A 26,485-nucleotide genomic window follows, 5' to 3' on the forward strand; every position below is an offset into this window, starting at 1 on the left:
CCAAATGCCGCTTAGCGAGACTAAGCGGCATTTTCTTTTCCGGCAGTAACCAAGTCTAGCTATCTCGTGACACATCAACAATCACACGACCACGAACTTGGCCAGCGATCAACTGCTCAGCAGTTGTAACCACATCAGCTAAACCAATCTCAGCACTCACTTCTGCAAAAACGCCGGTATCTAATAACGTGGTTAAGCGATCCCATGCTTCAATACGGTCTGCTAATGGACGCATCACACTGTCTATGCCCGCTAACGTGACGCCGCGTAAAATAAACGGAGCAACGGTCGCATTAAAATCCATGCCTTGTGCTAAGCCACAAGCTGCGACAACACCACCATATTTTAAGCCAGCACAGACATTAGCTAAGGTATGACTTCCTGCACAATCAATCGCTGCGGCCCATTGCTCTTTCGCCAATGGTCGTCCCGGCTCCGCTAACATTTCACGGTAAACTATATCCGCAGCACCTAACGAACGTAGATATTCAGCTTGTTCAATCCTGCCTGTTGACGCAACCACGCGATAACCTAATTTAGCAAGTAGCGCGATAGCATAACTACCAACACCGCCATTTGCCCCTGTAACTAAAACATCACCACTGTGTGGGGTAATGCCGTGACGCTCCAACGCAATGACACATAACATTGCCGTATACCCTGCGGTACCGATTGCCATAGCATCACGTGGTGATAATCCATCAGGTAGAGGGATTAACCAATCACTGTTTAAACGCGCTTTAGTGGCTAACCCGCCGCAGTGCACTTCGCCGACACCAAAACCATTTAGTAAGACCTTATCACCAACGCTAAATTTATCGCTATCACTATTGGTGACCTCACCTACGAGATCGATACCAGGTATCATTGGAAAGTTTCTAACCACCGGACCTTTTCCTGTGATCGCCAAGCCATCTTTATAGTTAAGCGTACTGTAAAGCACATCAACAGATACATCACCAGCCATCAAAACACTATCATCAATATCTTGCAAACCAGCGCGATACCCTTGGTCATCTTTCTCGATAAGTATGCCTTTGAACATCTGTAACTCCTCCAATATAGACCGATCGTCTATTAATAAAAGAAAAAATTATCGCGGTAACCCAGCGATAAAATGATTTAAAAACCGTTGCAGCGGTTGCTCACTTTGCACAAGTTTAGCTCGGCTTACAGCCCCTTCCCAACCTATCCAAAACAGCTCAGCCAATGCAGCACAGTCAGCAGTTTTAGCCAACTGACCAGCACTTTTTGCTTCTTCCAAGCACTCTGTCAACTGTTGTTGCCAAGCGATAAAAACGTCAATCAACCGAGCACGGTAACTCAGCGGAAGCGCATCAACTTCTTGCCCTAACGTACCTATCAGGCAACCACGACGAAACTGATATTTAGCCATACCTTGCTGCGCATCTAATACAAAGTTCTCAATGCGTTGTAATGGTAAAGCTTCTTGCTGTAGTAAATGCTTTGATAACTTGTTGCTAAAATAACTGTGATAATTATCAATCACCGCTAAGCCAAACGCCTCTTTACTATCAAAGTAATAATAAAAAGAACCTTTAGGTACTTTGGCTTGTTTTAAGATTTTCTCAACCCCAGAGGCAACAAAACCTAGCTCTGTTACCATTATTAAACCTTGGCGAATTAACTCGGTCCGAGTATCACGGTGCGGTTGTTTAGGCGGTCTTCCGCGCCGAACAGTCGCTTGCTGATTTGTACGTTTATTATTCATAAATGATTATAGACCGATCGTTTATAAAATAACAATGGTTATTTTTAGACCGCTCCTCTCTACTGTTTTTCGAGTAACGCTTTAATATCCTTTTCGATTGTGTGCGGTTTTGTCGTCGGACTATAACGCCTAATCACTAGCCCCTGTTGATTGACTAAAAATTTGGTAAAATTCCATTTAATACGCTTAGTAAACAACAAGCCTCTAGCCTGCTCTTTTAGAAAGGTAAATAATGGTTCGGCCTGCTCGCCATTAACATCGACCTTATGGAACATTGGAAATGTCACGCCATAATTGGCCTGACAGAATGAAGCAATACTGTTGCTGTCTCCTGGTTCTTGCTCACCAAACTGATTACAAGGAAACCCTAACACAGTAAAACCTTGCCCTTTTAGTTGTTGATATAGTTTCTCTAACCCTTGGTATTGATAAGTAAATCCACATTCGCTTGCCGTATTAACAATCAATAATACCTGCCCCTGAAACTGCGAAAGCGATTGAACCTCTCCACTTAACAAAACGGGTGAATATTCATAGATTGTGTGTGCCATAGAGTTGACTTCCTAGTGTAAAGTTAAGGTGAAACATTTACTTACATTTGAGTTATAAGCTTAAAACACTTTCGTATGACAGTTTATAACATTTCAATTAAAGTAGCCCGTTATCGCGATGTTTAACAATCATTTTGTGATAAGAAACTATAATAATGAAACGCGTATCACCATCATTAACTTTAAGAGAGTCAGCCATGATAAAAAGAGCGCTCAGTATCACTTTACTCAGTAGTGTTGTTTGCCACTCTGCCGTTGCAGATCAAACATCTCCTACCTTAGGGATGCATCATAAAACGCCAAGTTTAATCGCATTTACCAATGCGACCATTTACCAAACACCAACCAAAGTCCTCCAAGGGGCGACTTTAATCATTGAAAACGGACACATTAAGTCCGTTAGCCAACGCGGAAAAACACCAACGGGTGCGACCGTAATCGATCTTAATGGCTACTCAATCTACCCAGGGTTCATTGATACCTACTCACAATATGGTATTGAGCATAAATACCCTAAACAGGAGTCTAAAGGCCCCGTTTATCGTATAGACCGTGTTGGAGGTAATGCTGCCAATGCTGCGATTCATTCGCAAATGAACTGGATAGAGCACTTTGCTCCAGATCAGAAAGCAGCAAAATCGTATCGTTCAAATGGTTTCACCTCAGTACAAACTGCTAATCTTGATGGTATCTTACGTGGCCGTGCTGTCACGGTTTCTTTAGCAGATTTTATTGCTAACGACCTTGTTTATAATAGTCATAGTCAACACTTTGCTTCTTTTAATAAAGGAACGTCAGCACAAAGCTACCCAACCTCATTAATGGGTAGTTTAGCGTTATTACGTCAAACCTTTTCAGATGCTAACTGGTATGAAAAAGCACAAGACAAAGCAGTTACTCCTGCGGGCGAAAAAGTTGAATTTAATGCAGCACTAGGTGCAATTGGCGATATCGAAAAGCAAGGTGTGCTTTTTGCTACCCAAAATGAACAATCACTATTACGTGCAGCAAGACTACTTAATGACTTTGATATTAAGTCAACGTTCTTGGGTTCAGGTTTTGAATACGCGCGTTTAGATGAAATAAATCAGCTTAAAGGCAACATTGTAATGCCACTAAGCTTTGCTAAAAAGCCTAATTTAGGTGAATCTCAAGGTCGTGATATTTCACTAGCTGACTTGCGTCACTGGGAACGTAGTCCTGCAAATTTAGCCACCCTTGAAGATGCAAACCTAAATTTAGCCATTACTAGCCATGGTGTAAAAGGGAGCGAGTTTTTAACAAACTTACGTCAAGCGGTTAAGTATGGTTTAAGTCAACAAGCAGCTTTAGCAGCATTAACAACGACTCCAGCCAAAATTGCTGGGATCAGCGATAAAGCAGGTCAATTAAAGTCAGGTTATATGGCTGATTTTATTGTAACTAAAGGCAACATCTTCGAACAGGGTCAAGTTGTTTCAGTTTGGACTCAAGGTCAGCGTCATCAATTAATTAATAAAGCTCATCTTGACTTAAGTGGCAATTATCAGTTCACGAGCACGACTAGCAATGAAAATTTAACCTTAAACGTTGACCTTACAGGCAAAAACGCAAAGGTTGTTGTGAAGCAAGGTGACAAAAAGCTCAAGGCCTCTCAAGTAACTAAACAGACTGATAGCTTTAGTTTCGTCATTACTGAAAAAGGTCAACCGGTTCGTTATCAATTTTGGAAATCAGCCGATGAAAGTGGGTTAAGCGGTCGTCAAATCGATGTGCAGCAACAGCAGCAGTTAATTAGTGCCTCAGCAATTAAAACCGCAGAAAAAAGTAAAAAGAACCCAGCTAACGACATTGAATTTGTCAGTACACTGAGCTGGCCTAATCGTGCTTTTGGCCAAACAACACTCCCGAAAACACAAAAAATTCACTTTAAAAATGCCACTGTCTGGACGTCAGAAGCGCGTGGAACGTTGGAAGAGACCGACCTGTTAATTGCCAATGGCAAGTTTGTTAAGATTGGTAAAAACCTCAATACACCATCAGGTTACCAAGCGGTAGATGCTACAGGAAAACACATTACTGCTGGCATCGTTGATGAGCATTCTCATATTGCCATTTCTCGTGGAGTCAATGAAAGCTCGGAAGCCATTACAGCTGAAGTGCGCATTGGTGATGTAGTTAACCCTGATGATATTCATATTTACCGTTCATTAGCTGGTGGTACAACAACAGCGCAGCTATTACACGGTTCAGCCAACCCGATTGGTGGACAAGGTGAAACCATCCAACTTAAATGGGGTGAATCAGCCCAAGGAATGAAGTTACAGCGTGCGCCTGGGACAATTAAATTTGCGCTAGGTGAAAACGTAAAACAAAGTAACTGGGGTGCCCGTTTTACCACTCGTTACCCGCAAACACGTATGGGTGTCGAAGCGGTAATGAAAGATGCCTTTCAACACGCTCGTGAATATGCTCAAGCAAAACGTGATTATGAGAACTTAAGTCGAAGTGAGAAAAGAAAAGCGGCGCCGCTGCGCCGTGATTACCGACTAGAAACCCTAGTGGAAATCTTAAACTCAGAACGTCATGTTCATATACATTCGTACGTACAATCTGAAATTTTAATGTTCTTACGTTTAGCAGAGTCTTTCGACTTTAAAGTCACGACGTTTACTCACATTTTAGAAGGCTATAAATTAGCAGATGAAATGGCTAAGCATGGCGCGGGTGGCTCAACATTTGCTGATTGGTGGGGCTACAAATTTGAAGTTTATGACGCCATTCCACAAAACGCTTGTCTCATGGCCCAGCGTGGTGTGTTAACCAGTATCAACTCTGACAGTAATGATTTACAGCGCCGCTTAAATCAAGAAGCTGCTAAGTCTATTACTTATTGTGGCATGAGCCCTGAAGAAGCTTGGAAAATGGTAACACTTAACCCTGCGAAGCAATTAAAAGTTGATCACTTAATTGGCAGTATCAAAAAAGGTAAACAAGCTGACTTTGTTGTGTGGGATCATAACCCATTATCGGTATATGCACGTGCCGAGCAAACATGGATTTCGGGCAAGAAATATTTCGACTTAGCTATCGATAAAGAGCGACGTGAAAGTCAACGCATCGAAAAAGCGGCCCTATTGAATAAACTAATGGCCGACAAGTCAGCACCTTCTTCTTCAACTGCGTTAAGTGCCAGCGACAAAATGATCCAACCCGCTTGGCATTGTGATGACAACCATGACACATGGCAACAACATATCGACCATGGAGTACATTTCTAATGAGTTCACTAACAACATTTAAAAAGACCCTTTTGACCTTATCGGCCTGTGCTTTGGCTTTCAGTCAATCTGCATTGGCCCATGATATGGTGCCGGGTGCAAAGCAAAGTCAGCCAATTGTTATTAAAGGCGCGACCTTACATACGGTCACCAATGGTGTGTTAACCAATAGTGACTTATTAATGGTTGATGGTAAAATTTCCGCGATTGGACAAAACATTACGATCCCACAAAATAGTCAAATCATCGACGGCACCAATAAGCATGTTTACCCGGGGCTAATTTCAACAGTCAGCCAATTAGGCTTACGTGAAATAGAAGCAGTTAAAGCAACGGTTGATATCCGAGAGGTCGGTGATGATAACCCTCACTTATTAGCTGAAGCGGCTTATAATCCAGACTCTGAAATCATTCCAACTATTCGGTCTAACGGTATTACTCACGTTCAAGTAACACCAGCAGGTCATTTATTTGGTGGACAATCGTCGGTGATCAACCTAGATGCGTGGAACATTGAAGACGGTCTTGTTAAAAGTACCGTCGGTGTGCATTTATTCTGGCCATCGCAGCCACCTTCGTGGGTGTCAGAAAAGCGCCGACCTAAAGCCATGAAGCGCTATCACCAAAAACTTACACGATTAAATGATTTAGTCGAGCAGTCAAAGCGTTATTATACAGCTTACCAAGCCGACTCAAGTATTCCTCAAGATGTTCGATGGCATGCAATGCTTGGCTTATGGCAAGGTGAAAAAACACTGTATGTTCATGCTGAAGACATCAATGAAATTGAGCAAGCGCTACGCTTTAATCAACAACACGGTTTTAAAATGGTTATCGTTGGCGGCAGTGATGCATGGATGGCAGCTCAGGAACTAGCTCAGCAGAATGTATCTGTGATTTACACTCACGCCTTTGGTTTACCACAACGTGGTGATGAAGATATTGATCAAGCCTTTAAAACCCCTCATCTATTAAAGCAAGCAGGTGTAACAACGGTTATCGGTTACGAAAGTGCATGGGATAGCCGCAGCCTTGCTTTTGCAGCGGGAATGGCAGCAAAATATGGTTTGGGTAAAGCAGCAGCACTTGAGGCCATCACATTAACCCCAGCGAAGGTTTTAGGAGTCAGTGATAAGCTTGGGTCGTTAGATGTTGGAAAGTCAGCGTCGGTGATTATTAGTGCTGGTGATGTTCTTGATTACCAAACTCACCATGTCGAAAAAATGTTTATCGACGGGCGAGTGGTTGACTTGAATAACCGCCATCGCCAGCTTTATGATAAATATCAACAAAAAGGTCAAAAGTAGTCTTACTTTTGATACTAAACTAAAGTTTAAAATAAGCCGGTATCCCTTGTGGTTACTGGCTTTTTTACGCCTTAGTCCCCTTTAATCTCGTTTTAGTTCAAAAAAACAGCATTTATTTAAAGAATAAAGTTTGACTCACCTACAAAGCCCTATATAATGATTTCTAGCTTGCAAGTACTTCTTATATTTATGCTCAAAATCCGATGTTCTATTCTACTTTTAAGTACCTTAGACCTCGCCTTGTTTTCATAAGTAATAGCAACACTTACAGCAATACTTAGCCTAACAATAGGCTTCAATTACTCTTGAATAAATAGGATATTAATATGTCTACTACTACTGGTACAGTAAAATGGTTCAACGAATCTAAAGGTTTCGGTTTCATCTCTCAAGAATCAGGTCCAGACGTTTTCGCTCACTTCAGCGCAATCACTGGTTCAGGCTTCAAAACATTAGCTGAAGGCCAAAAAGTTGAGTTCACTGTAACTCAAGGTCAAAAAGGTCCTCAAGCTGAGAACATCACTGTAGTTTAATTTTAAACTAACAGCATGATATTAAGGGTAAGAATTTTTCTTGCCCTTTTTTATTGCCCGTCATAAATATCACTTAAACAAACAAGTCATGACTAATAGCAATTTAGCGACGACCATTGAGCCTATTGGTATCGTTCACTCTCCTTTTAAGCAAAAATTTGGTATTCCACGCCAGCCAAGCCTTGCTTCAGCCGTTACTGCCATTATTGAACTACAGCCTAACTATGATTCACCAAATATGGTTCGCGATTTAGAGCAATTTTCTCACCTCTGGTTAATATTTCAATTTCATCAAAACATCACTCATGGTTGGAAATCGCTAGTTAGACCCCCACGCCTTGGCGGTAATAAAAAAACTGGAGTACTCGCTACACGCTCAACGTTCAGGCCCAACGGTTTAGGTATGTCAGCAGTCAAGTTGGAGCGAGTCATTATAAAAAACAATCGAGCGAGTATTGAAGTAAGCGGCATAGACCTACTCGATGGCACACCTATCTTTGATATCAAACCCTATATCCCCTACTCTGACAGTTTGACTCAGGCTAGTGGAGGTTATGCTCAAGAGCCCCCGACACAGTTAATGCAAGTACAATTTAGTGAGCAAGCACAAGTAACATTAGCGCAGCAACCCAACTCCGAAAAGCTACAAGCATTAATTGAGCAAATCCTAGCGCAAGATCCTCGCCCAGCATATAAAAAAGATAGTACTGACGATAAAGAATACGCGATCGAACTCTACCATTATGATATTAAGTGGCATGTCTCTAATAGCCTCATCATTGTCAGCCAAATACAGACTATTAATCAGAACTAACTGGATTAATCCGTTCTCTAAAAAGGCGATTAGTTGGTGGTTTTTCTCCCCCTTTTTTTCAGACTATTTGGTTGGTGCAATAGCTAGATAGTCCTGTTACAATTCGCCTCTATTTTATTCTCAATAATCATATTTTAAGGTGTTCTCGTATGCGTACCACCAGCTACTTATTAGCCACTCAAAAAGAAACCCCAAACGATGCAGAAATCGCTAGCCACCAGTTAATGATCCGTGCCGGTATGGTACGTCGTCTAGCGTCAGGTTTGTACACTTGGTTACCTTCTGGCTTACGTGTCATGCAAAAAGTAGCGACTATCGTTCGTGAAGAAATGGAACGAGCAGGCAGCGTAGAAGTGTTAATGCCTATGGTGCAACCAGCAGACCTTTGGGCCGAGACAGGCCGAATAGAGCAATTTGGTCCAGAATTATTACGCCTTAAAGATCGTCACGAACGTCCATTTGTTTTAGGTCCAACGCATGAAGAAGTTATTACTGAATTAGTTCGTAAAGAGTTAAAAAGCTATAAGCAGCTTCCTTTAAACTTATTCCAAATTCAAACCAAATTCCGAGATGAAGTTCGCCCTCGTTTTGGCGTGATGCGTTCTCGTGAGTTTTTAATGAAAGATGCTTACTCATTCCATCTGTCTGATGAATGTATGCAGTCAACTTACGATGTGATGTTTGATGCTTATTGTCGCATCTTTGATCGCTTAGGTTTAGAGTACCGTCCAGTGCTTGCTGACAGTGGTAGTATCGGTGGTGCCGTATCACATGAATTCCACGTACTTGCCGAGTCTGGTGAAGACGCAATTGTATTTAGTGACTCTTCTGATTACGCTGCAAATATCGAGAAAGCAGAAGCGCTTGCTCCAGCAGGCGAACGCCCAGCAGCAAGCGAAGAGCTAGCTAAAGTTGATACACCAACGGCTAAAACGATTGACGAAGTTGCCGCACAATTAAATGTTGATGCGACAGCCACCGTTAAAACATTATTAGTTAAAGGCGCTTCGGAAGAAACACCTGTTGTTGCGCTAGTACTACGTGGCGATCATGAACTAAACGATGTTAAAGCTGAAAAACATGAGCTGATTCTAGCACCAGTAGAGTTTGCCACTGATGAGCAAATTGTTGCGACAGCTAACGCTAATGCTGGTTCATTAGGCCCTATAGGCTTAACGATTCCAGTCATTGTTGACCGTGCAGCAGCTCACTTAAGTGACTTTGTTTGTGGTGCTAACGAAAATGGTGTTCATTTCACGGGTGCTAACTGGGACAGAGATGTAACAGACTATCAAGTAGCCGATCTACGTAATGTTGTTGCAGGTGACCCTAGTCCATGTGGTCAAGGTAAATTAGAGATTAAACGTGGTATTGAAGTAGGTCATATCTTCCAGCTAGGTACTAAATACGCAGAAGCAATGAATGCTGGTGTATTAAATGAGCAAGGGAAAAACCAAATCCTAAATATGGGTTGTTATGGTGTTGGTGTTTCTCGTATCGTTGCAGCAGCCATTGAGCAAAACAATGATAAAAACGGCATTATTTGGCCAGCAGAGATTGCGCCTTTTAAAGTGGTTATCGTGCCAATGAACATGCATAAGTCAGAGTCTGTAGCACAAGCTGCAAGTGAGCTATACAAACAACTGCAAGACGCAGGCGTTGAAGTGTTATTTGACGACCGTAAAGAACGTGCAGGTGTCATGTTTGCTGATATGGAACTAGTAGGTATTCCACATACGGTTGTCATTGGTCAACGTAGCTTAGATAGCGGTGTGTTAGAATACAAATCACGCCGCACTGGCGATAAAGAAGAAGTGGCCATTGCTGATATGGTCGAGTTTATTAAACAAAAACTCGCTTAATAGCAGCTCAGCCTCCTAAAAAACCACCTTAACCGGTGGTTTTTTTATTTGTGGTAATTGACTCAAATTCACTGCGCTTGAACACTGCACTAGGTGTATAACCAAAGCACTCTTTAAACGTTCGACAGTAATGTGCGCTATCAGCAAAACCGCTCGAGTGAGCAAGCTGTGTCATCGTCAGTGTCGAGCCAACCAAGTCAAAAGATGCCATGAGTCTTAACCATAATTGCATCCGTCGATACGATACTCCAGTGACATGCTTAAATAAGTGTAAAAATCGACTCGTAGATAACGCAGTCAGATCAGCAAGCTCTGTAGCAGGAATGACTCGTTCATGATACCGCTCGATATAATCGAGAGCTTGCGAAATTCGAGTGTCTCCTAGTGGCTGCTTGAACGAGCACGTGTGGACTAAGCCATCAGTTAGCTGTTTCAATAACTCCAGAAAGCGTTGATCTGATATCTCCTGCTGATGCCACTGCTTAGCAAGGACAGTAAGAGGAGTAAGCAACTGTTCTGGTATAGCACTATGATCTTCCTTCAATAAATGCTTTGATAAAGTATGCCCAAATCGACTGGCAGGATTAACTAACAGTACCAGAACACTACCAGCACTATTTAGTTGGTGTTTAACCATTGGCTTAGCGGCGAAGTCACTGGCTCGATAGCGTGATGAAGCTGTAATCACTTCAAATGGCTCATTAAGTGCTACAGTTAGTTGAACCGCATAATGCTGGTGTAACAGGTTATCGGTGATTTGACCTAAAATAACTGTCATATTAGGACTTTTAATTATTCTTGTTTTCATGCTAAGTTGAAGTAGAGTTATTTTATCGTTCTGTTTATTAAAGATATCTTATCAACTGTCATTATAGACTGCTCTGTTCCATTAGCCTATTGGAGTGATGCCTTGAGAAAAGCGCTACTACCACAACACACACATAAGACGGCCTTATTACTCAGTGGCGGTGGTGCTCGTGGTGCGTATCAGGTCGGTGTATTGAAAGCCATTGCCAGCTTTTATCCCCGTAATCATGGTATCCCTTTTCCTATTCTCTGCGGTACTTCAGCTGGTGCAATGAATAGTACTGCATTAGGTTGCTACGCTCCCTGTTTCCACCTTGGGGTAAAAAAACTCGAGTGGATTTGGCGCAACATGAAAACCGAACAGATCTATCGCAGTGACTTTAATCATGTCACGCGTTATATGTTTAATAATGTCACTAAATGGCTGCGCAGTGATCTTTGTCGAAATCGTCCAACTTCACTGCTCGATAATACACCTTTGCGAGGCCTGCTAAAACAATTTGTTCCGTTTGAACGTCTGGAACGTAATATCAGTAAAGGCTATCTACACGCACTTTCCGTCACAGCATCAAGTTATAAAACGGGAAACTCCGTTTCCTTTTTTCAAGGGCACTCATCCATCGACCCATGGAAGCGTTCTAAACGTGAAAGTATGCGTGACTTATTACACTTTGAACACTTGATGGCTTCAGCAGCATTACCCTTAGTATTTCCAGCGATAGAAGTGAGGCAGGCATTTTATGGTGATGGCTCGATTCATCAGTTATCGCCACTGAGTACACCAATTCACTTAGGCGCAGACAAGATTCTTTGTATTGGTCTAGATTCGCCACATGATCAACCCGCTCACAGTCTTCTCAAGCACCCGAGCGCCTCGAGTATAGCGGGTCACCTACTTGATAGCGTCTTTAGTGATACTTTAGAGTCTGACATCGAGCGAGCTCAACGAATCAACACCACCATAGAGAGCTTACCTGAAGATACTAGAGAACAATTAGAACTACGCCCTGTTGATATCTTTTTAATCAACCCAAGTGTTGACATTAATGGTTTAGCTCACCGTTACTTTGATGACATTCCCCTAGCAATTAGATTACTGTTAGCATCGATGGGTGTCACTAAAAGTAGTGAATCTAGCCTCGTTAGCTATTTGCTGTTTGAACAAGCTTACTGCCAAGAGCTCATCGCCGCGGGGTACAACGACGGCATGGCTCAACAACAACAGCTAATGAAATTTCTGGATATCAAAAACTTACCGAAGAAAAGAAAACATAGCCTACGTTAATAGACCTCAGGAGATGAGAAACATCACTACATAAAATGGCCCATTCTCCACGTAATATCAAGTTATGGCACACTATCTGCATTAAAACTAACATAACGCCCAGTGTCAAAATTTAGACCTAGGTAAACATCCACACTGCCAATAGCATTTCATCACGAAGCTACCAGCAGTTATGTTATGAGAGATGATTATGCAACGCCTTAATTTAAAAATGAATGAAGTAGAAGATTTCGAATTCACTTCTATTGTCAAAGAGCTTAGCGATAATCTTGTTAGCCCTATCCGCCGTGCGGTTGATAAGCTACAGTTTTTAGAAAAACTTAATACAACGGTTGAATTACAACCAATGCTAGCAATCTACGCAGGTGAAGTGGGACTTCGTTTACCTGTGTCAGGTATTGAGTTTAAAGTCGACCAACAGCATTATCAGTTGAAGTATTCAAGTGCGAGTCGCTTTGCTTTAAACAGTGAGTTAACTTTTGCTAATAAACCGCTTGGTGAAATGATTTACCTGTCGACAAAACCACTGAATCAACAACAGCGGCAAATAATTGCCTCTTTTGAGCAGCAATTATTACAGCCATTAAATAATGTATTGATCTTTGAACAAAACCGCCTTGCCAGCTTACGTGATTACCTTACTGGCCTTGGCAATCGCAGTTATTTTGAAGAAACATTGAATCAAATGACTGCAACAGCGGTGCGGGATCGCCGTTCTTTTACGCTACTGATGTTGGATTTAGATAACTTTAAGCAAGTTAACGATCAACACGGTCATAGCGAAGGTGACAAAGTGTTAAAGCAATTTGCGATGATATTAAAAGATGCTCTACGTTCCAATGATCATGTCTTTCGATTTGGGGGTGATGAGTTTTCACTGCTATTAGCACATAGCGATGAACTTAATCCAACGCTGGTGGCACACCGTATCTTGAAAGCCGTACGTAACGATCCGTTATTAGCTAAGCATGAAATAACAACAAGTATTGGTTTTTCGAACTGGAGTCATAAAGACTGTAATAAAACATTGTTAGAGCGTGCTGATGCTGCGCTTTATCATGCAAAATCTCGGGGTAAAAACACTTACCATAACGCTGATAACGAATAATTGAAAAACAGCTTAATATCGAACACGAGTTAGGTATTAAGCTGACTTCTTCCAGTTCACGATAAACTCAGCTTCACTGTCACCTGATAAATTGACAGAAAAATCTCGTTCAACCCATAAACCTAATGCAGCGACCAATTGCTCACCATAAAAGAGATAAGGAATATGTTGGCGTTGCCACGTAGGCACTCCATATTCTTGTAATAACTTTTTTATCGTACGTCGTTTTTGACGTTGCTGTGGCCAGGCCTTAGTACTACCTGAAATATTAAAGCGGATAGTCACCTGCACATCAGCATGAGGCTGTTTTAATTTTATAACCTGATTTTCTTCATCAACTGACTTAATTTGCGATAACCCTTGCCCTGCTTTAAGAGAGCCCAACTTCCTTGGTAAGGTAAGCTCGGATTGACAGTCCCACTCAAGAATTTGACTTTGCCCCTCGCTAACAACTTGCGGCTTAATAAGAAACATTCGTTGACGATAACGTCTAACTTGCCACTCCCCCAATTCAATCACAGGGTCACTATCGGCTTTTGCCTCGAGTATTTGCGTTGTAATTTGGTGTAAGACTGCTTGTGACGGAAGCTCCAGATCATGTTGACGTAGCCAAAAACGAATAAGGTTATTACGCCTCACTTGAGACAGTTCCACCAGCTCATTAATGGCAAGACAATCCTCAGTAATCTTCGCGTCGTTTAGGTCTGCCGCCGCGATTTCGTCGAGGAGCTCTTGGCTATCACGACACATCTCACTACTGCGAGCGAGATTGTAATTAAAACTTGGCCAGCGCTGATTAAGCTGGGGTAGCACTTCATTTCTCAGAAAATTACGATCAAAACAGTTTTGCTGATTGCTGCTATCTTCAACCCAAGGTAATTGCTCAGAGGTAGCATAAGCCTCGATCTGCTGCCGAGAGATAGTTAAGAGCGGTCGAATGAGCTTTCCTCCCGCAAAATTTAGTACAGGAGGCATAGCGCCTAACCCTAACACACCCGAACCACGCTTAAGTGCAAGCATGAGCGTCTCAGCCTGATCATCTTCATGCTGTGCTGTCAAAACAACAGATTGGGAGGTGACATGCTTAGCTATAGCTTGATAGCGCGCTTGCCTTGCAGCCGCTTCAATACCCAACCCTTTAGCATCAACGTCAACACATTCAACCACACACTCGACACCATACTCTTTGCATCGTGTAACACAAAAGTCAGCCCACTCATCAGCACGGTCACTTAAACCATGGTTAACATGAATTGCGAGCAATTCAAGGTGTTGATTATCAATTCGATTATTGATGTATTTAACGATGAGATCTAGCAATACGACCGAATCAATGCCACCACTCAGAGCGACGATGATTTCTCGGACATTGTTTGACTCCGAAGATAAATAAGACTCAAATTGTGACAGAGCAATCATGGCAACCTCGACCCATAAAGACATAGCATAAAAAAAGCCACCTCGAATTGAGGTGGCTTGATAGTATAACGAATTCAGCGCTTATCACGCGAATTTATCTTTTGATTAACAGTAACCGAAAGACATTAAACGTTGATAACGATTTTCTAGACGCGTTTCAACATCCTGGGCTTGTAGCTCTTCGATTTGTGCAGAAATAGTTTCGCGCATATTAGCAGCCATTGCATCAAAATCTCGGTGAGCGCCACCTAATGGCTCTTCAATGATGTTATCGATTAAATCAAGCTCTAATAAACGCTCTGATGTAATGCCCATCGCTTCAGCAGCAAGAGATGCTTTATCCGCGCTCTTCCATAAAATTGAAGCACAACCTTCAGGCGAAATAACAGAGTATGTGCTGTATTGCAGCATGTTAACGCGATCACCAACACCGATAGCTAATGCGCCACCAGAACCACCTTCACCAATAACAGTACAAACAACAGGCACTTTAAGACCAGCCATTACTTTTAAGTTACGTGCAATTGCTTCTGATTGACCACGCTCTTCAGCACCAACACCAGGGTAAGCTCCCGGAGTATCGATAAGCGTCACGATAGGCATATTGAAACGTTCTGCCATTTCCATTAAGCGCAACGCTTTACGGTAGCCTTCAGGACGCGGCATACCAAAGTTACGTTTAACTTTTTCTTTCGTTGAACGGCCTTTTTGATGACCAATAATCATCACTGGCTGACCATTCAAACGAGCTGTGCCACCGATAATCGCTTTATCATCAGCATAAGCGCGATCACCATGGATTTCATCAAAATCCTCAAATACACGGTCAATATAATCGTAAGTATATGGACGTTCAGGGTGGCGAGCTAACTGACTGATTTGCCAAGGGCCTAGCGTAGAAAAAATCTTTTGCGCCATAGCAACGCTTTTTTCTTCTAGTTTTTTGATCTCTTCAGCAAGATCAATGTTCAATGACGTATTGCTGCTCACATTACGTAATTCATCAATCTGTGCGTGTAGCTCAGCAATTGGCTTCTCAAACTCTAAAAAATTTTGACTCATTAAGGGTTCTCTTTAAATTGTGCCGATGGTCTAAACACTGATATGGTGATTAGACCGCCTAAAATCAAGTAAACTTTAATCGAACATGCTTATTTCCAAGCAGCATTCGTAAATTATCTAATAATTCATCATCTGGTGTGACCCGCCACTCAATTCCCAATTGAAGCTTCGCTGTTGCTTCTTCACGACTGTAATACACGTTCACAGGCAATGCACCATACTGGAACGGAGCCATCGTATCACTAAAGCGGCTGAAAAAATCAGGCGTAACTTGTTGTTGGTCGACTTTTATTTCGAGGGCGGTAGCAAAACGCTCACGCGCAGTTGCCACATCAAAGACTTCTCTAACCGACATTCTATTACCCCCAGAAAAATCATCAAAGCTGACCTCTCCTTCTAGCACTAATATTTTGTCTTTTTGTAATAGATCTTGGTATTTTTCGAGCGCTTCGCTATAAAGCATTGCTTCTAACCGACCACTCTTGTCGTCGATTGTCAAAATACCCATTTTTGCGCCACGTTTAGTCACCATCACTCGACTAGCAATCACTAAACCTGCTGCTTTAACAACTTGCCCTCGTTCGGTCGGTACCATGTCTTTTAAACGACAACGCGTATAATGCTTAAGCTCTGACAAGTATTGATTTATCGGGTGACCCGTTAAGAACAAGCCTAAGGTCTCTCGTTCACCGTCAAGCCAAATTTTATCAGGCCATGGCATCACATCGACAAACTCATGCTTGACATCGTCATCATGGCTAGCGAGTAAACCAAATAAATCTGATTGACCTACAGCCCGGTCTTTAGCGTGTTGCTCTGACGCCTTAATCGCTTCAGGTAATGACGCCATCATCGCTGCACGGTGTGGCCCGAGTTTATCCATCGCGCCAGCTTTTATTAATTTTTCTAACACGCGCTTATTAATTCGCTTGGTGTTAACACGGCCACAAAAATCGAATAAGTCTTTAAACGGACCGCCTTGTGCGCGCGCTTCTAGAATTGCCTCTACAGGGCCTTCACCAACCCCTTTAATTGCGCCGATGCCATAAACAATTTCTTCTTGTTCATTAACGCTGAATTTATATTCGCCCGAATTAACGTCAGGTGGATGCAGTGTTAACTTCATACGTTCACACTCATCAACCAGGGTCACGATCTTGTCGGTGTTATCCATATCAGCTGACATTACCGCCGCCATGAAATAAGATGGATAATGACACTTCATCCAGAGTGTCTGGTAAGACACTAGCGCGTAAGCTGCCGAATGAGACTTGTTAAAACCATAGCCCGCGAACTTTTCAACCAAGTCGAAAATTTTCATCGCCAGCTCGCCATCAATGCCGTTATTCTTAGCGCCCTCTTCAAAGGTCGAGCGCTGCTTGGCCATCTCTTCAGGTTTTTTCTTACCCATCGCACGACGCAGCATATCCGCGCCGCCAAGGGTATAGCCCGATAAGACCTGAGCGATTTGCATTACCTGCTCTTGATATAAGATGATGCCATACGTTGGCTCAAGAGTGGCCTTTAAGCTTTCATGCTGCCATTGTTGATCAGGGTATGATACTTCTTCACGACCATGCTTACGGTCGATAAAGTTATCTACCATGCCAGATTGCAGTGGCCCCGGTCTAAATAGGGCTACAAGTGCGATAATATCTTCAAAACAATCGGGTAGCAGGCGACTGATCAACTCTTTCATCCCGCGCGACTCTAGCTGAAATACCGCCGTGGTTTCAGAGCGCTTGAGCATGTCATAACAGGCTTTATCTTCCAGTGGGATTGATTCAATCATCACTGGTTCTAGCCCTTTTTGGGCTCGTGCTTCATTAAGTGGATCAAGCGCCCATTTAATGATAGTCAGGGTTCTCAAACCTAAGAAATCAAACTTAACTAAGCCAGCAGACTCAACATCATTTTTATCAAATTGGGTAACCGGGTTGTTACCTTCATCATCACAATAAAGCGGTGCGAAGTCGGTAATAATTGTTGGCGAAATTACAACACCACCGGCATGTTTACCGGCATTACGCGTAGTACCTTCAAGACGCCGAGCCATATCAATAAGCTCTTTGACATCCTCATCAGCTTGATAGAGTTGCTCAAGCTGTGGCTCAACATCCCATGCTTTTGTAAGAGTCATGCCTGGCTCTGCCGGAATAAGCTTCGTTAAGCGCTCAACAAAACCATACGGCTGCCCCATTACACGGCCGACATCTCGTACAACAGCTTTTGCAGCCATGGTACCAAAGGTAATGATTTGAGATACCGCATCACGGCCGTACAATTCAGCCACGTGGTCAATAACGCGATCACGCCCGTCCATACAAAAGTCGACATCAAAGTCAGGCATCGAGACACGTTCTGGGTTTAAGAAACGCTCAAATAATAAGTCATATTCTAATGGGTCAAGATCAGTGATTTTTAATGCGTAAGCAACCAGAGAACCTGCACCTGACCCCCGCCCAGGGCCAACAGGTACATCGTTATCTTTACTCCACTGAATAAACTCCATTACGATCAAGAAATAACCAGGGAATCCCATCTGGTTAACAACGTCAAGCTCCACCTTCAAACGCTCATCGTATTCCGGTCTACGCTTAGCACGTTCTTCGGGATCGGGAAATAAAAACTCCAGCCGCTCCTCAAGGCCTTCTTCAGATACCTTGACTAAAAAGTCATTAATATGTAAATCGCCCGTAGGGTAATCGGGAAGGAAGTATTCACCAAGTTTAACCGTGACATTACAGCGTTTGGCTATTTCAACACTATTGGCGAGCGCAGATGGAATGTCGCTAAACAGCTCAAGCATTTCTTCTTCACTGCGTAGGTATTGCTGTTCCGAATAACGTTTAGGACGCCGAGGGTCTGCGAGGCCAAAACCATCGTGAATAGCAACACGCACTTCATGGCTATCAAAATCTTCAGCAGTTAAAAACACAACTTCATTGGTTGCAACAACTGGAACTTGCTGTTCTGCGGCCAACTCAACGGCAGCATGAAGGTATTGTTCTTCTTGACCACGACCAGTACGTAATAACTCCAAATAAAAGCAATCGGGAAAATGTCGTTGGTAAAATTCAAGGCACTCTAATGCTTGCTTATGGTTACCTTTGAGTAAGGCTTGCCCGACATCGCCTTCACGACCGCCTGAAAGTAAAATTAAACCACCCGCATGCTCTTCAAGCCACGCTTTATCAATACAGGCCTTATCAAATAATTTACCGCGCAGGTAAGCTTTTGAGATGAGTAACGTTAGGTTTTTATAGCCCTCGTTATTCATACACAAAATGGTTAAGCGCCAAGGCTGCTCATTAAACTCATCACTCAGTACCCACATGTCGGCACCAATCAGCGGCTTCACACCGTTGCCGTGAGCATTACCATAATACTTTACAAGGCCACACAAATTGACTAAGTCGGTAATGGCAAGCGCTGGCATGCCGAGTGCTGCTGCCTTACCAACAATTTTACCAACTTTAGCGACGCCGTCAGCCATTGAGAAATCAGAGTGAATACGCAGGTGGACGAACTTTGGATCTAACACAACAAGACCTTATCGAGGAGTTAAAGTAACCCCAGCGCCTTTTTTACAGGTTTAAAACTTTTACGATGTTCAGGAGTAACGCCATGCTGGGCGATCATTTCAAAGTGTAACTTAGTCGGGTAACCTTTGTGTTTAGCAAAACCAAATTGCGGGTATTGCTTATCTAGTTCAAGCATTTCACGATCACGTGTCACCTTGGCGATGATCGACGCGGCACTAATCTCTTCCACGCGAGCATCCCCTTTAACTACAGCCTGTGCTGACATCGCAAGGTCAGGAACACGATTACCATCAATTAGCACATGTTGTGGCGTAATATTTAATCCAGCTATCGCACGCTGCATTGCGAGCATAGTCGCATGCAAAATATTAAGCTGATCTATTTCATCAGGGTTAGCACGACCTATCGCAAAACACTTGGCTTTAGCCACGATTTCGTCAAACAGTAGCTCTCGTTTCTTATCAGATAATTTTTTCGAGTCCGCTAAGCCAGCTATAGGTTGTTTCGGATCTAAGATAACAGCAGCAGTAACAACATCACCAACTAGCGGACCACGACCGACCTCATCAACACCAGCAACAATTAAATCAGGAAAAATAAACTCAGGTTCAGTAGCCATTGGACTCTTCTTTTATATAATGAAATGGTTGTTATTGCTCAATTAAAGCTAAAACAGCATCTGCGGCACGCTCGCTCGCGTTGCACTTTAAACGTTGTTGGATGCTCGAAAGTTCAGCGGTTAATGCTGACATATCATCATCGAGTAAATGGCATGTTTGCTCGACTATATTTTCAACCGTTGCATCATTTTGAATCAATTCGACAATGAGCTCTTTTCCAGCAAGCAAATTAGGCAAAGAATAATGCTCAACCTTCATCAGAGGTTTAAACAACTTATAAGTTAACCAATGAAGCTTATGGACGACCACCATTGGGCGATTAACTAACAAGCCTTCCAACGTTGCGGTACCCGAAGCCATCATGATCGCATCACATGCAGCCATCACCTCACGAGATTGACCATCAATAATATGAATTGCTAGGTCTGGTGCATATTGTTGTTTTATCGATAAGAATTGGGACTTTCGCTTCTCATTAACTAATGGCAAGACAAATTGTAACTCAGGGTATTTTACTGCTAGCTTTTGAGCAGCCTTCAAATACACCTCGGTATTATACTTTAGCTCACTAGAGCGACTACCAGGCATTAAGGCAAGGTATTGACCTTCTTCAGCTAGCCCCAGTATTCTTCTCGCTTGTTGTTTAGTAACAGTTGGGTCAATTTGATCCGCTAAGGTATGCCCAACATAAGCACACGGAAAGCCGTATTGATCATAAAAATCTTTCTCAAAGGGTAGCAAGGCTAGTACTAAATTGGTTGCAGCAGCGACCTTGAAAATTCGTTTTTGTCGCCACGCCCAAATTGACGGGCTAACGTATTGCACCGTTTTTATGCCTGCTTGTTTAAGCATCAATTCTAAGCGTAAATTAAAATCTGGCGCATCGATACCGATAAAAACATCTGGAGGGTTGGCAATAAAATGTGATGCAAGTTGATTCTTAATTGAAAAGAGTCGGCGCAAACGGCTGAAAACTTCCACAAGCCCCATCACTGACAGCTCTTCCATATCGAAAAGGCTATGGCAGCCTTGTGCCTGCATCAAGTGCCCTCCAATACCTTCAAACGTAGCATTCGGGTATTGACGCTTAACCGCTTCAATGAAGCTGGCACCTAAAATATCGCCGGAGATTTCCCCGGCGACGATACCAATACGGATTGGTGTTAAATTTGGAATAACATCAGAATCTGAATTGTTCACAGCAGTTCCTTTTACTAGCGAATAATTCCACGGTTAGAATTATCGATAAACTCAGCAATCCCTTGGACAGCACTTTCTGCTGATGAATGAAGCTGTTTAGTCGCTTCTTCAAGGGGAAGCTGCTGTTTGTACAATATTTTAAAGCCTCGACGAATCGCTAAAATTGTTTGCTTATCAAAGCCGCGACGCTTAAGCCCTTCACTGTTAATCCCACGAGGAACACAAGGCTGACCTGAACAGATAACAAAAGGAGGTACGTCTTGATTGACCCACGACGTTGCCCCAATAAAAGCATGAGGACCAATTTTTACAAATTGATGGACACCTGTCATGCCACCGATAATACCGTAATCACCTAACTCAACATGACCAGCGAGGTTAACACTGTTTGCTAAAATGCAATGATCCCCAATGACACAGTCATGAGCAACATGGGCGTTAGCCATCAGTAAATTATCGTTACCTATACGTGTGATCCCTTGATCTTGGATGGTGCCACGATGAATTGTGACCCCTTCACGAACTATATTGTTGTCACCCATGATCAACTGAGTTTGTTCACCTGCGTACTTTTTATCTTGGCACTGCTCACCAACTGAAGAGAATTGGAAAAAATGGTTACCTTGACCAATCGTTGACGGGCCTTTAATGACCACATGAGACTCAACTATACAGTCGTCAGCCAGAGTCACATCAGCACCAATATAACTCCATGGGCCAACGGTTACATTTTTGCCAAGTTTCGCTTGGGGGTGAACAAACGCTAAGGGATCTATCACAACTTAGTCCTTTCTTGCACACATAATATCTGCACTACAAACCACTTTACCATCAACTTTTGCTTCACAGTAAAATTTACCGATGCCACGACGTTCTTTTAAATACTCAACGTGAATATCAATAACATCGCCAGGGACTACAGGCTGTTTAAAGCGCGCATTATCGATTGCAGCAAAGTAGTATAATGTGTCGTCATTTTTTTCAATAGTCTTAAAACCTAGTACGCCCGTTGCCTGTGCCATAGCTTCAAGAATAAGTACACCAGGCATAATAGGCTTAATTGGAAAGTGACCTTGGAAAAATGGTTCATTAATTGTCACGTTCTTACGTGCGTGCAGGCTTTTACCTATTTCGAAATCAACTACTTTATCAATGAGTAAAAAAGGATACCTATGTGGTAACAATTCCATAATTTCATTTATTTCGATCGTAGATAGTTCGTTTGACAAAATTTTCATTCCTAATTATAAAAGTATAACAAGTCAATTAGCTGTTATTACATTTCTTTTCAAGTTGCTTTAAACGTTTGGCGATATCATCTAGTTGACGATATCTAGCTCCGTTTTTACGCCACTCACGATTTGTTTGAGAAGGCATACCTGATGAGTATACACCGGGAGTTTCAATATTCTTTATTACCATGCTCATGCCTGTGATCGTCACCCCATCACATAGCGTTAGGTGGCCACTTATCGCACAAGAGCCGCCAATAATACAGTTATCACCAATGGAACTACTACCAGCAAAAACCGTGTTACCAGCAACCGCGCAATATTGACCAAGGATAACGTTATGGCCAATATGTACTTGATTATCAATAATACATCCTTGACCTATCATCGTATCATCTAGTGCACCACGGTCGACTGTTGTGCCAGCGCCAATTTCACAGTTTGCCCCAATCGTCACGCCACCAGTTTGTGGTATTTTAAACCACTGTCCGTTATGGGGGGCGAAGCCAAAGCCGTCGCTACCAATCACAGCACCTGCATGAAATAAGCATGCTTCTCCGATTGTCACTTCATGATAGATAGCAACATTTGACCAAAGCTTAGAACCTGCGCCAATGGTGGTATTTTTACCAATAAAACAATTGGCTCCAATACTACAATTATCCCCGATTACGACACCTGACTCAATCACTGTATTAGCCGCTATGCTAACATTTGTACCGATTTTTGCAGATTTATCGATAACAACACTACTATGAATGTCAATCGCAGGCAGAGGGGTAGGATCCATAAATTGAGCCAGCATTGCATAAGCGACATAAGGATCACTAACGACTAATGCAACACCTGTATAATCGTCTAAATCCTGTTCTCTAACAATTATAGCACTCGCGTTAGACTCAGTTAACTGATGGCGGTATTTAGGGTTTGATAAAAAAGAAATCTGCCCGGGTTGGGCAGATTTTAGCGTAGCGATACTGGAGATGAGAATTTTATCATCTCCAATAACTTTAGCTTGTACAACAGTTGCTAATTCAGCAAGAGTATATCGTTTCATTAATTGCTACTTAGATTTAGATACTTTTTCGATAACCTTAGCTGAAATATCATGCTTTTTACTAATGTAAGCAACAGCATTTCTTTGTAAAATAAGGTCATATTTTTCTGATTTAGCGATACTATTCACTGCTTTTTCAACTGTAAGTAGCAGCTTGTTACGCTCTTCAGCTTCACGACGACGGCCGTCTTCTTCTAACGCTTTACTTTTTAATTGGTAATCACTCTTTAATGATTCCATTTCACGCACTAGATCAATTTTTTGTTGTTGCGTCATTAACGCACCATCGCGCTTCTGCTTATCAACAAGACCTTGCTGCTTCTTGGTAATAGCTCTGATTTCTTCAATACGCTCTTTAAATTCGCCTTGAATTTTTTTAGCAACTTGCTCGCGTTGCGGTAGGTTTTGGAAAATAGTCGGCATATCAATCACACCAATCTTTTGTTCAAATGCTAACGCAGTTGAACTAAATGTTGCGCTTGCCATCATGGCACTTACTGATACCGCTGTTAATAATTTTTTCAAAACTTGCTCCTTAACATATTTAGGTAGCGCATCTTCTAATGATCCACTACCCTGAATTTTAACTTTATTGTTTTAATTATTTTAGAAAGTTGTTCCAATATTAAATGAGAACACTTCTAGGTTATCACCCTTAACCTCACGTAATGGACGGGCTAAACTAAACACCATTGGTCCCATTGGCGATAGCCATTGTACTGAGATACCGTAAGATGCCCGGAACTCACTAGCGTCGGCATAATCATAAATCTTATCAAACTCATCTGCTGGGAGTGAGCGGTAATCGTCATAATTAAACTCTGTATCCCAAACATTACCAGCTTCAACAAATAGGCTAGTTCTAACCGAGTTGGCCGCACCTTCATCTAAAAATGGGGTTGGCACAAATAACTCCATAGTTGCTAATGCCATTGCATTACCACCTATAGAACTGTATTTATTGATACTAACACTATTTGGATCACCATAAATAGGTGGGTTTTGGCCATCAATAATATCAATTGGGTTACCAGGACCTTGTTCAGGCGAACCAAATAAGTAGATTGCTTTTGGTCCAATGGTATTCGCTTTAAAACCACGCAGTGTACCACTGCCACCGGCACGGAAGTTTTCATTAAAGGCATACAGATGATCATGCCCATCAACTTCCCCATAACCGTTACCATAACCTAGGCGTACCTTACTCATGAAGGAGAAGCTATGGTCTCGCGTTAACGGAATATAGTGGCGATTCTCAAAAGATAATTTGAAGTACTGGATCTCACTGCCAGGCACCGTCATTTTACCATTAAGGTTTGTTGATGTACCTGATGTTGGGAATGTCGCGCGATTAATTGTAGTACGACTCCAACCTGCGCTCATTTCAAAATTGTCAAACGCAATATTACCATCACCATCACTACCATAAACATCATAAAACGGTTTTATTTGTTCGTAGGTATTAAGTTCTGAAATATCACTGTGCCTAAATGCGACACCTAGAGAAACACGACTGACAGGATTAATAGGGAATCCAAGGTCAAAGCCAATACCATAAGATTTATTGTTATATTGCTCTAGGTTTGCTTGACCCGCGTCGTATTCAGACCAGTAAACATTTGCACCAGCGCTGATACCGTCATGAGTGAAAAACGGATCACGATACGAAAGGTTAATGTTCTTTGAGAACTTATTCGTATTAAAGTTCAAACCAACACGGTTACCCGTACCTAGGAAATTATTTTGCTGAACGCCTAATTGAAGGTTTAAGCCTCCGTAACTACCGTAACCTACACCCGCGTTAAAAGAACCTGAAGGTTGTTCAGTTACATTCACTTCAACATCAACAAGATCGTCCGAACCTGCAACAGGGATAACTTCAGTTTCGACATTCTCAAAGAAGCCTAAACGGTTTAAGTATGCTTTAGAGCTGTCCAGTGATTGGTTATTTAACCAAGAACCTTCTAATTGACGCATCTCTCGGCGTAGAACTTCGTCTTCTGTAGTACTGTTACCATTAAAACGAATTTCATTAACATAAACTCGTTTACCAGGCTCAATATTAAAGTTTAGAACGACTTCTTTAGTTTCATCATTTACATCGGGAAATGTCGTTACTTTTGGATAAGCATAACCATAACGCCCAAGGAAACGTGAGATACGCTCCTCAACATAAGTCACTTCCGCACCGCTGTAATTGCTGCCTTCTTTAATCGGAACTAATTGCTCCAATACCTCTCGGTATTTCTCAATATCACCAATTAAGTTTACATCACTAACTTTATATACCTCACCTTCATCAAGGTTCAAGGTGATATATAGCCCCTTTTTATTAGGTGTCATAGAAACTTGAGTGCTGTCTACTTTAAAACGAATATAACCACGGTCTTTATAGAATGACTCTAGCGTCTCTAAATCACCTTGCAGTTTTTGTTTTTGGTATCGACGTTCACCAAACAAATTCCACCAAGCGGTGTAGTCAGTTAACTCAAACTGATCTTTTAGTTCTTCATCACTAAAAATACTGTTACCGACCAAGTTAATTTGTTCGATATCTGCGGCATCGCCTTCTTTAAAATTGAAGTTTAGCTCTACACGGTTACGCGCTAATTGAGTAATCGTTGCTTCAACATCTGCGGAATACTTACCAACACCAAAATAGAAGTCTTCGAGGCCTTTTTCTATTTCAGTTAAAATTGTTCGGTCGAGCGTCTCGCCAATACGAATACCTTGACCGCCTAGGCTTTCATTTAACTGTTCATCTTTTAGATCTTTATTACCCTCAAAGTTAATCGACGCAATTGTTGAACGCTCTTTAACTTTTAAAATTAATAGGCCACCATCACGAAAAACCTGAATGTCATCAAAGTTTGTTGATGCATACAGAGATTTAATCATTCGCTGCACAGCAACCTGATCGAGAGTGTCGCCCACTTTAACTGGTAAATTAAGTAATGCCGCACCTAGCGCGACACGTTGTAGTCCGTCAATTCGAATATCAGTAACCGTAAATGGTTCTGCGGCTATCGAGCTAAAACTAGCTCCCAATAAGGCAATAGGTGCCAAAAGCTTAGAAAACTTCATAATGCTG

General features: G+C 42.2%; 21 protein-coding genes. 7 read left to right on the forward strand and 14 right to left on the reverse strand.

The window, feature by feature from the left end:
• Nucleotides 1–55: 55 nt before the first annotated feature.
• From Q8W26_RS02265 to Q8W26_RS02275, 3 genes are read right to left on the reverse strand one after another with little or no spacing between them, the layout of a single operon-like run.
• Entirely contained in the window at nucleotides 56–1,045 is a 990-nt protein-coding gene (locus Q8W26_RS02265; RefSeq protein WP_305472118.1) for an MDR family oxidoreductase, read from the reverse strand.
• Between the two features lie 48 nt (nucleotides 1,046–1,093).
• A complete protein-coding gene (locus Q8W26_RS02270) occupies nucleotides 1,094–1,732 on the reverse strand; it encodes a TetR/AcrR family transcriptional regulator (RefSeq protein ID WP_305472120.1) in 639 nt (212 codons plus the stop codon).
• Between the two features lie 59 nt (nucleotides 1,733–1,791).
• Nucleotides 1,792–2,283, reverse strand: coding sequence for a glutathione peroxidase (locus Q8W26_RS02275; RefSeq protein ID WP_305472122.1), 492 nt, complete (start codon nucleotides 2,281–2,283; stop codon nucleotides 1,792–1,794).
• A gap of 155 nt (nucleotides 2,284–2,438) precedes the next feature.
• Between Q8W26_RS02275 and Q8W26_RS02280 the strand changes: the two genes are divergently transcribed.
• The 5 genes from Q8W26_RS02280 (at nucleotide 2,439) to Q8W26_RS02300 (ending at nucleotide 10,059) form a co-directional block, all read left to right on the forward strand.
• Nucleotides 2,439–5,543 (forward strand): amidohydrolase family protein, encoded by a 3,105-nt coding sequence (locus Q8W26_RS02280; protein WP_305472124.1) that lies wholly within the window; start codon nucleotides 2,439–2,441, stop codon nucleotides 5,541–5,543.
• Nucleotides 5,543–6,850 (forward strand): amidohydrolase family protein, encoded by a 1,308-nt coding sequence (locus tag Q8W26_RS02285; protein ID WP_305472126.1) that lies wholly within the window; start codon nucleotides 5,543–5,545, stop codon nucleotides 6,848–6,850. The genes Q8W26_RS02280 and Q8W26_RS02285 overlap by 1 nt, the downstream gene beginning before the upstream one ends.
• A gap of 326 nt (nucleotides 6,851–7,176) precedes the next feature.
• Entirely contained in the window at nucleotides 7,177–7,383 is a 207-nt protein-coding gene (locus Q8W26_RS02290; protein ID WP_101214581.1) for a cold-shock protein, read from the forward strand.
• An 88-nt stretch (nucleotides 7,384–7,471) separates the two neighbouring features.
• A complete protein-coding gene (gene tsaA / locus Q8W26_RS02295; RefSeq protein ID WP_101214656.1) occupies nucleotides 7,472–8,197 on the forward strand; it encodes a tRNA (N6-threonylcarbamoyladenosine(37)-N6)-methyltransferase TrmO in 726 nt (241 codons plus the stop codon).
• Nucleotides 8,198–8,346: 149 nt separating this feature from the next.
• Nucleotides 8,347–10,059: a proline--tRNA ligase gene (locus tag Q8W26_RS02300; protein WP_305472129.1), complete on the forward strand. Its 1,713-nt coding sequence runs from the start codon at nucleotides 8,347–8,349 to the stop codon at nucleotides 10,057–10,059.
• A gap of 28 nt (nucleotides 10,060–10,087) precedes the next feature.
• Here Q8W26_RS02300 and Q8W26_RS02305 read toward each other — a convergent pair whose 3' ends face one another.
• Nucleotides 10,088–10,837: a helix-turn-helix transcriptional regulator gene (locus Q8W26_RS02305; RefSeq protein WP_305472131.1), complete on the reverse strand. Its 750-nt coding sequence runs from the start codon at nucleotides 10,835–10,837 to the stop codon at nucleotides 10,088–10,090.
• A gap of 132 nt (nucleotides 10,838–10,969) precedes the next feature.
• Here Q8W26_RS02305 and Q8W26_RS02310 point away from each other — a divergent pair, with 132 nt between their 5' ends.
• Together Q8W26_RS02310 and Q8W26_RS02315 are read left to right on the forward strand one after the other, a co-directional pair.
• Nucleotides 10,970–12,151 carry a patatin-like phospholipase family protein gene (locus Q8W26_RS02310; RefSeq protein ID WP_305472133.1) on the forward strand — a complete coding sequence of 394 codons (1,182 nt, stop codon included), beginning with the start codon at nucleotides 10,970–10,972 and terminating at the stop codon, nucleotides 12,149–12,151.
• Between the two features lie 190 nt (nucleotides 12,152–12,341).
• On the forward strand, nucleotides 12,342–13,259 hold the full coding sequence (locus Q8W26_RS02315) for a GGDEF domain-containing protein (RefSeq protein ID WP_305472135.1): 918 nt from the start codon (nucleotides 12,342–12,344) through the stop codon (nucleotides 13,257–13,259).
• Nucleotides 13,260–13,295: 36 nt separating this feature from the next.
• On the opposite strand, the gene tilS is transcribed toward Q8W26_RS02315, so the two are convergent.
• The 10 genes from tilS to bamA all read right to left on the reverse strand — a co-directional run bounded on the left by tilS (nucleotide 13,296) and on the right by bamA (nucleotide 26,478).
• Entirely contained in the window at nucleotides 13,296–14,702 is a 1,407-nt protein-coding gene (tilS, locus tag Q8W26_RS02320) for a tRNA lysidine(34) synthetase TilS (RefSeq protein ID WP_305472136.1), read from the reverse strand.
• Between the two features lie 81 nt (nucleotides 14,703–14,783).
• Entirely contained in the window at nucleotides 14,784–15,740 is a 957-nt protein-coding gene (gene accA / locus Q8W26_RS02325) for an acetyl-CoA carboxylase carboxyl transferase subunit alpha (RefSeq protein WP_305472137.1), read from the reverse strand.
• Between the two features lie 64 nt (nucleotides 15,741–15,804).
• Nucleotides 15,805–19,284, reverse strand: coding sequence for a DNA polymerase III subunit alpha (gene dnaE, locus Q8W26_RS02330; protein WP_305472139.1), 3,480 nt, complete (start codon nucleotides 19,282–19,284; stop codon nucleotides 15,805–15,807).
• A gap of 20 nt (nucleotides 19,285–19,304) precedes the next feature.
• Nucleotides 19,305–19,904, reverse strand: coding sequence for a ribonuclease HII (gene rnhB, locus Q8W26_RS02335; RefSeq protein WP_101214573.1), 600 nt, complete (start codon nucleotides 19,902–19,904; stop codon nucleotides 19,305–19,307).
• 31 nt (nucleotides 19,905–19,935) lie between these two features.
• Nucleotides 19,936–21,105 (reverse strand): lipid-A-disaccharide synthase, encoded by a 1,170-nt coding sequence (gene lpxB, locus Q8W26_RS02340; protein WP_305472141.1) that lies wholly within the window; start codon nucleotides 21,103–21,105, stop codon nucleotides 19,936–19,938.
• A 14-nt stretch (nucleotides 21,106–21,119) separates the two neighbouring features.
• Nucleotides 21,120–21,884 (reverse strand): acyl-ACP--UDP-N-acetylglucosamine O-acyltransferase, encoded by a 765-nt coding sequence (gene lpxA, locus Q8W26_RS02345; RefSeq protein ID WP_101214572.1) that lies wholly within the window; start codon nucleotides 21,882–21,884, stop codon nucleotides 21,120–21,122.
• 3 nt (nucleotides 21,885–21,887) lie between these two features.
• Nucleotides 21,888–22,334 (reverse strand): 3-hydroxyacyl-ACP dehydratase FabZ, encoded by a 447-nt coding sequence (gene fabZ, locus Q8W26_RS02350; RefSeq protein WP_101214571.1) that lies wholly within the window; start codon nucleotides 22,332–22,334, stop codon nucleotides 21,888–21,890.
• A 37-nt stretch (nucleotides 22,335–22,371) separates the two neighbouring features.
• Nucleotides 22,372–23,394 carry a UDP-3-O-(3-hydroxymyristoyl)glucosamine N-acyltransferase gene (gene lpxD / locus Q8W26_RS02355; RefSeq protein WP_101214570.1) on the reverse strand — a complete coding sequence of 341 codons (1,023 nt, stop codon included), beginning with the start codon at nucleotides 23,392–23,394 and terminating at the stop codon, nucleotides 22,372–22,374.
• A 6-nt stretch (nucleotides 23,395–23,400) separates the two neighbouring features.
• Entirely contained in the window at nucleotides 23,401–23,919 is a 519-nt protein-coding gene (locus tag Q8W26_RS02360; protein ID WP_305472144.1) for an OmpH family outer membrane protein, read from the reverse strand.
• An 81-nt stretch (nucleotides 23,920–24,000) separates the two neighbouring features.
• Nucleotides 24,001–26,478: an outer membrane protein assembly factor BamA gene (gene bamA / locus Q8W26_RS02365; RefSeq protein ID WP_101214569.1), complete on the reverse strand. Its 2,478-nt coding sequence runs from the start codon at nucleotides 26,476–26,478 to the stop codon at nucleotides 24,001–24,003.
• Between the last annotated feature and the right edge of the window lie 7 nt (nucleotides 26,479–26,485).

This window comes from Psychrobium sp. 1_MG-2023, assembly GCF_030689115.1.
Classification (GTDB): domain Bacteria; phylum Pseudomonadota; class Gammaproteobacteria; order Enterobacterales; family Psychrobiaceae; genus Psychrobium.

Excerpts from the sequence above, each read along its gene's own strand:
- Q8W26_RS02280 (WP_305472124.1), top strand. The coding sequence starts at position 2,439 with ATGAAACGCGTATCACCATCATTAACTTTAAGAGAGTCAGCCATGATA.
- Q8W26_RS02270 (WP_305472120.1), bottom strand. The coding sequence starts at position 1,732 with ATGAATAATAAACGTACAAATCAGCAAGCGACTGTTCGGCGCGGAAGA.
- Q8W26_RS02305 (WP_305472131.1), bottom strand. The coding sequence starts at position 10,837 with ATGACAGTTATTTTAGGTCAAATCACCGATAACCTGTTACACCAGCAT.
- rnhB (WP_101214573.1), bottom strand. The coding sequence starts at position 19,904 with ATGGCTACTGAACCTGAGTTTATTTTTCCTGATTTAATTGTTGCTGGT.
- lpxD (WP_101214570.1), bottom strand. The coding sequence starts at position 23,394 with ATGAAACGATATACTCTTGCTGAATTAGCAACTGTTGTACAAGCTAAA.
- accA (WP_305472137.1), bottom strand. The coding sequence starts at position 15,740 with ATGAGTCAAAATTTTTTAGAGTTTGAGAAGCCAATTGCTGAGCTACAC.
- Q8W26_RS02300 (WP_305472129.1), top strand. The coding sequence starts at position 8,347 with ATGCGTACCACCAGCTACTTATTAGCCACTCAAAAAGAAACCCCAAAC.
- Q8W26_RS02265 (WP_305472118.1), bottom strand. The coding sequence starts at position 1,045 with ATGTTCAAAGGCATACTTATCGAGAAAGATGACCAAGGGTATCGCGCT.
- Q8W26_RS02290 (WP_101214581.1), top strand. The coding sequence starts at position 7,177 with ATGTCTACTACTACTGGTACAGTAAAATGGTTCAACGAATCTAAAGGT.
- Q8W26_RS02315 (WP_305472135.1), top strand. The coding sequence starts at position 12,342 with ATGCAACGCCTTAATTTAAAAATGAATGAAGTAGAAGATTTCGAATTC.
- bamA (WP_101214569.1), bottom strand. The coding sequence starts at position 26,478 with ATGAAGTTTTCTAAGCTTTTGGCACCTATTGCCTTATTGGGAGCTAGT.
- Q8W26_RS02275 (WP_305472122.1), bottom strand. The coding sequence starts at position 2,283 with ATGGCACACACAATCTATGAATATTCACCCGTTTTGTTAAGTGGAGAG.
- tilS (WP_305472136.1), bottom strand. The coding sequence starts at position 14,702 with ATGTCTTTATGGGTCGAGGTTGCCATGATTGCTCTGTCACAATTTGAG.
- tsaA (WP_101214656.1), top strand. The coding sequence starts at position 7,472 with ATGACTAATAGCAATTTAGCGACGACCATTGAGCCTATTGGTATCGTT.
- Q8W26_RS02285 (WP_305472126.1), top strand. The coding sequence starts at position 5,543 with ATGAGTTCACTAACAACATTTAAAAAGACCCTTTTGACCTTATCGGCC.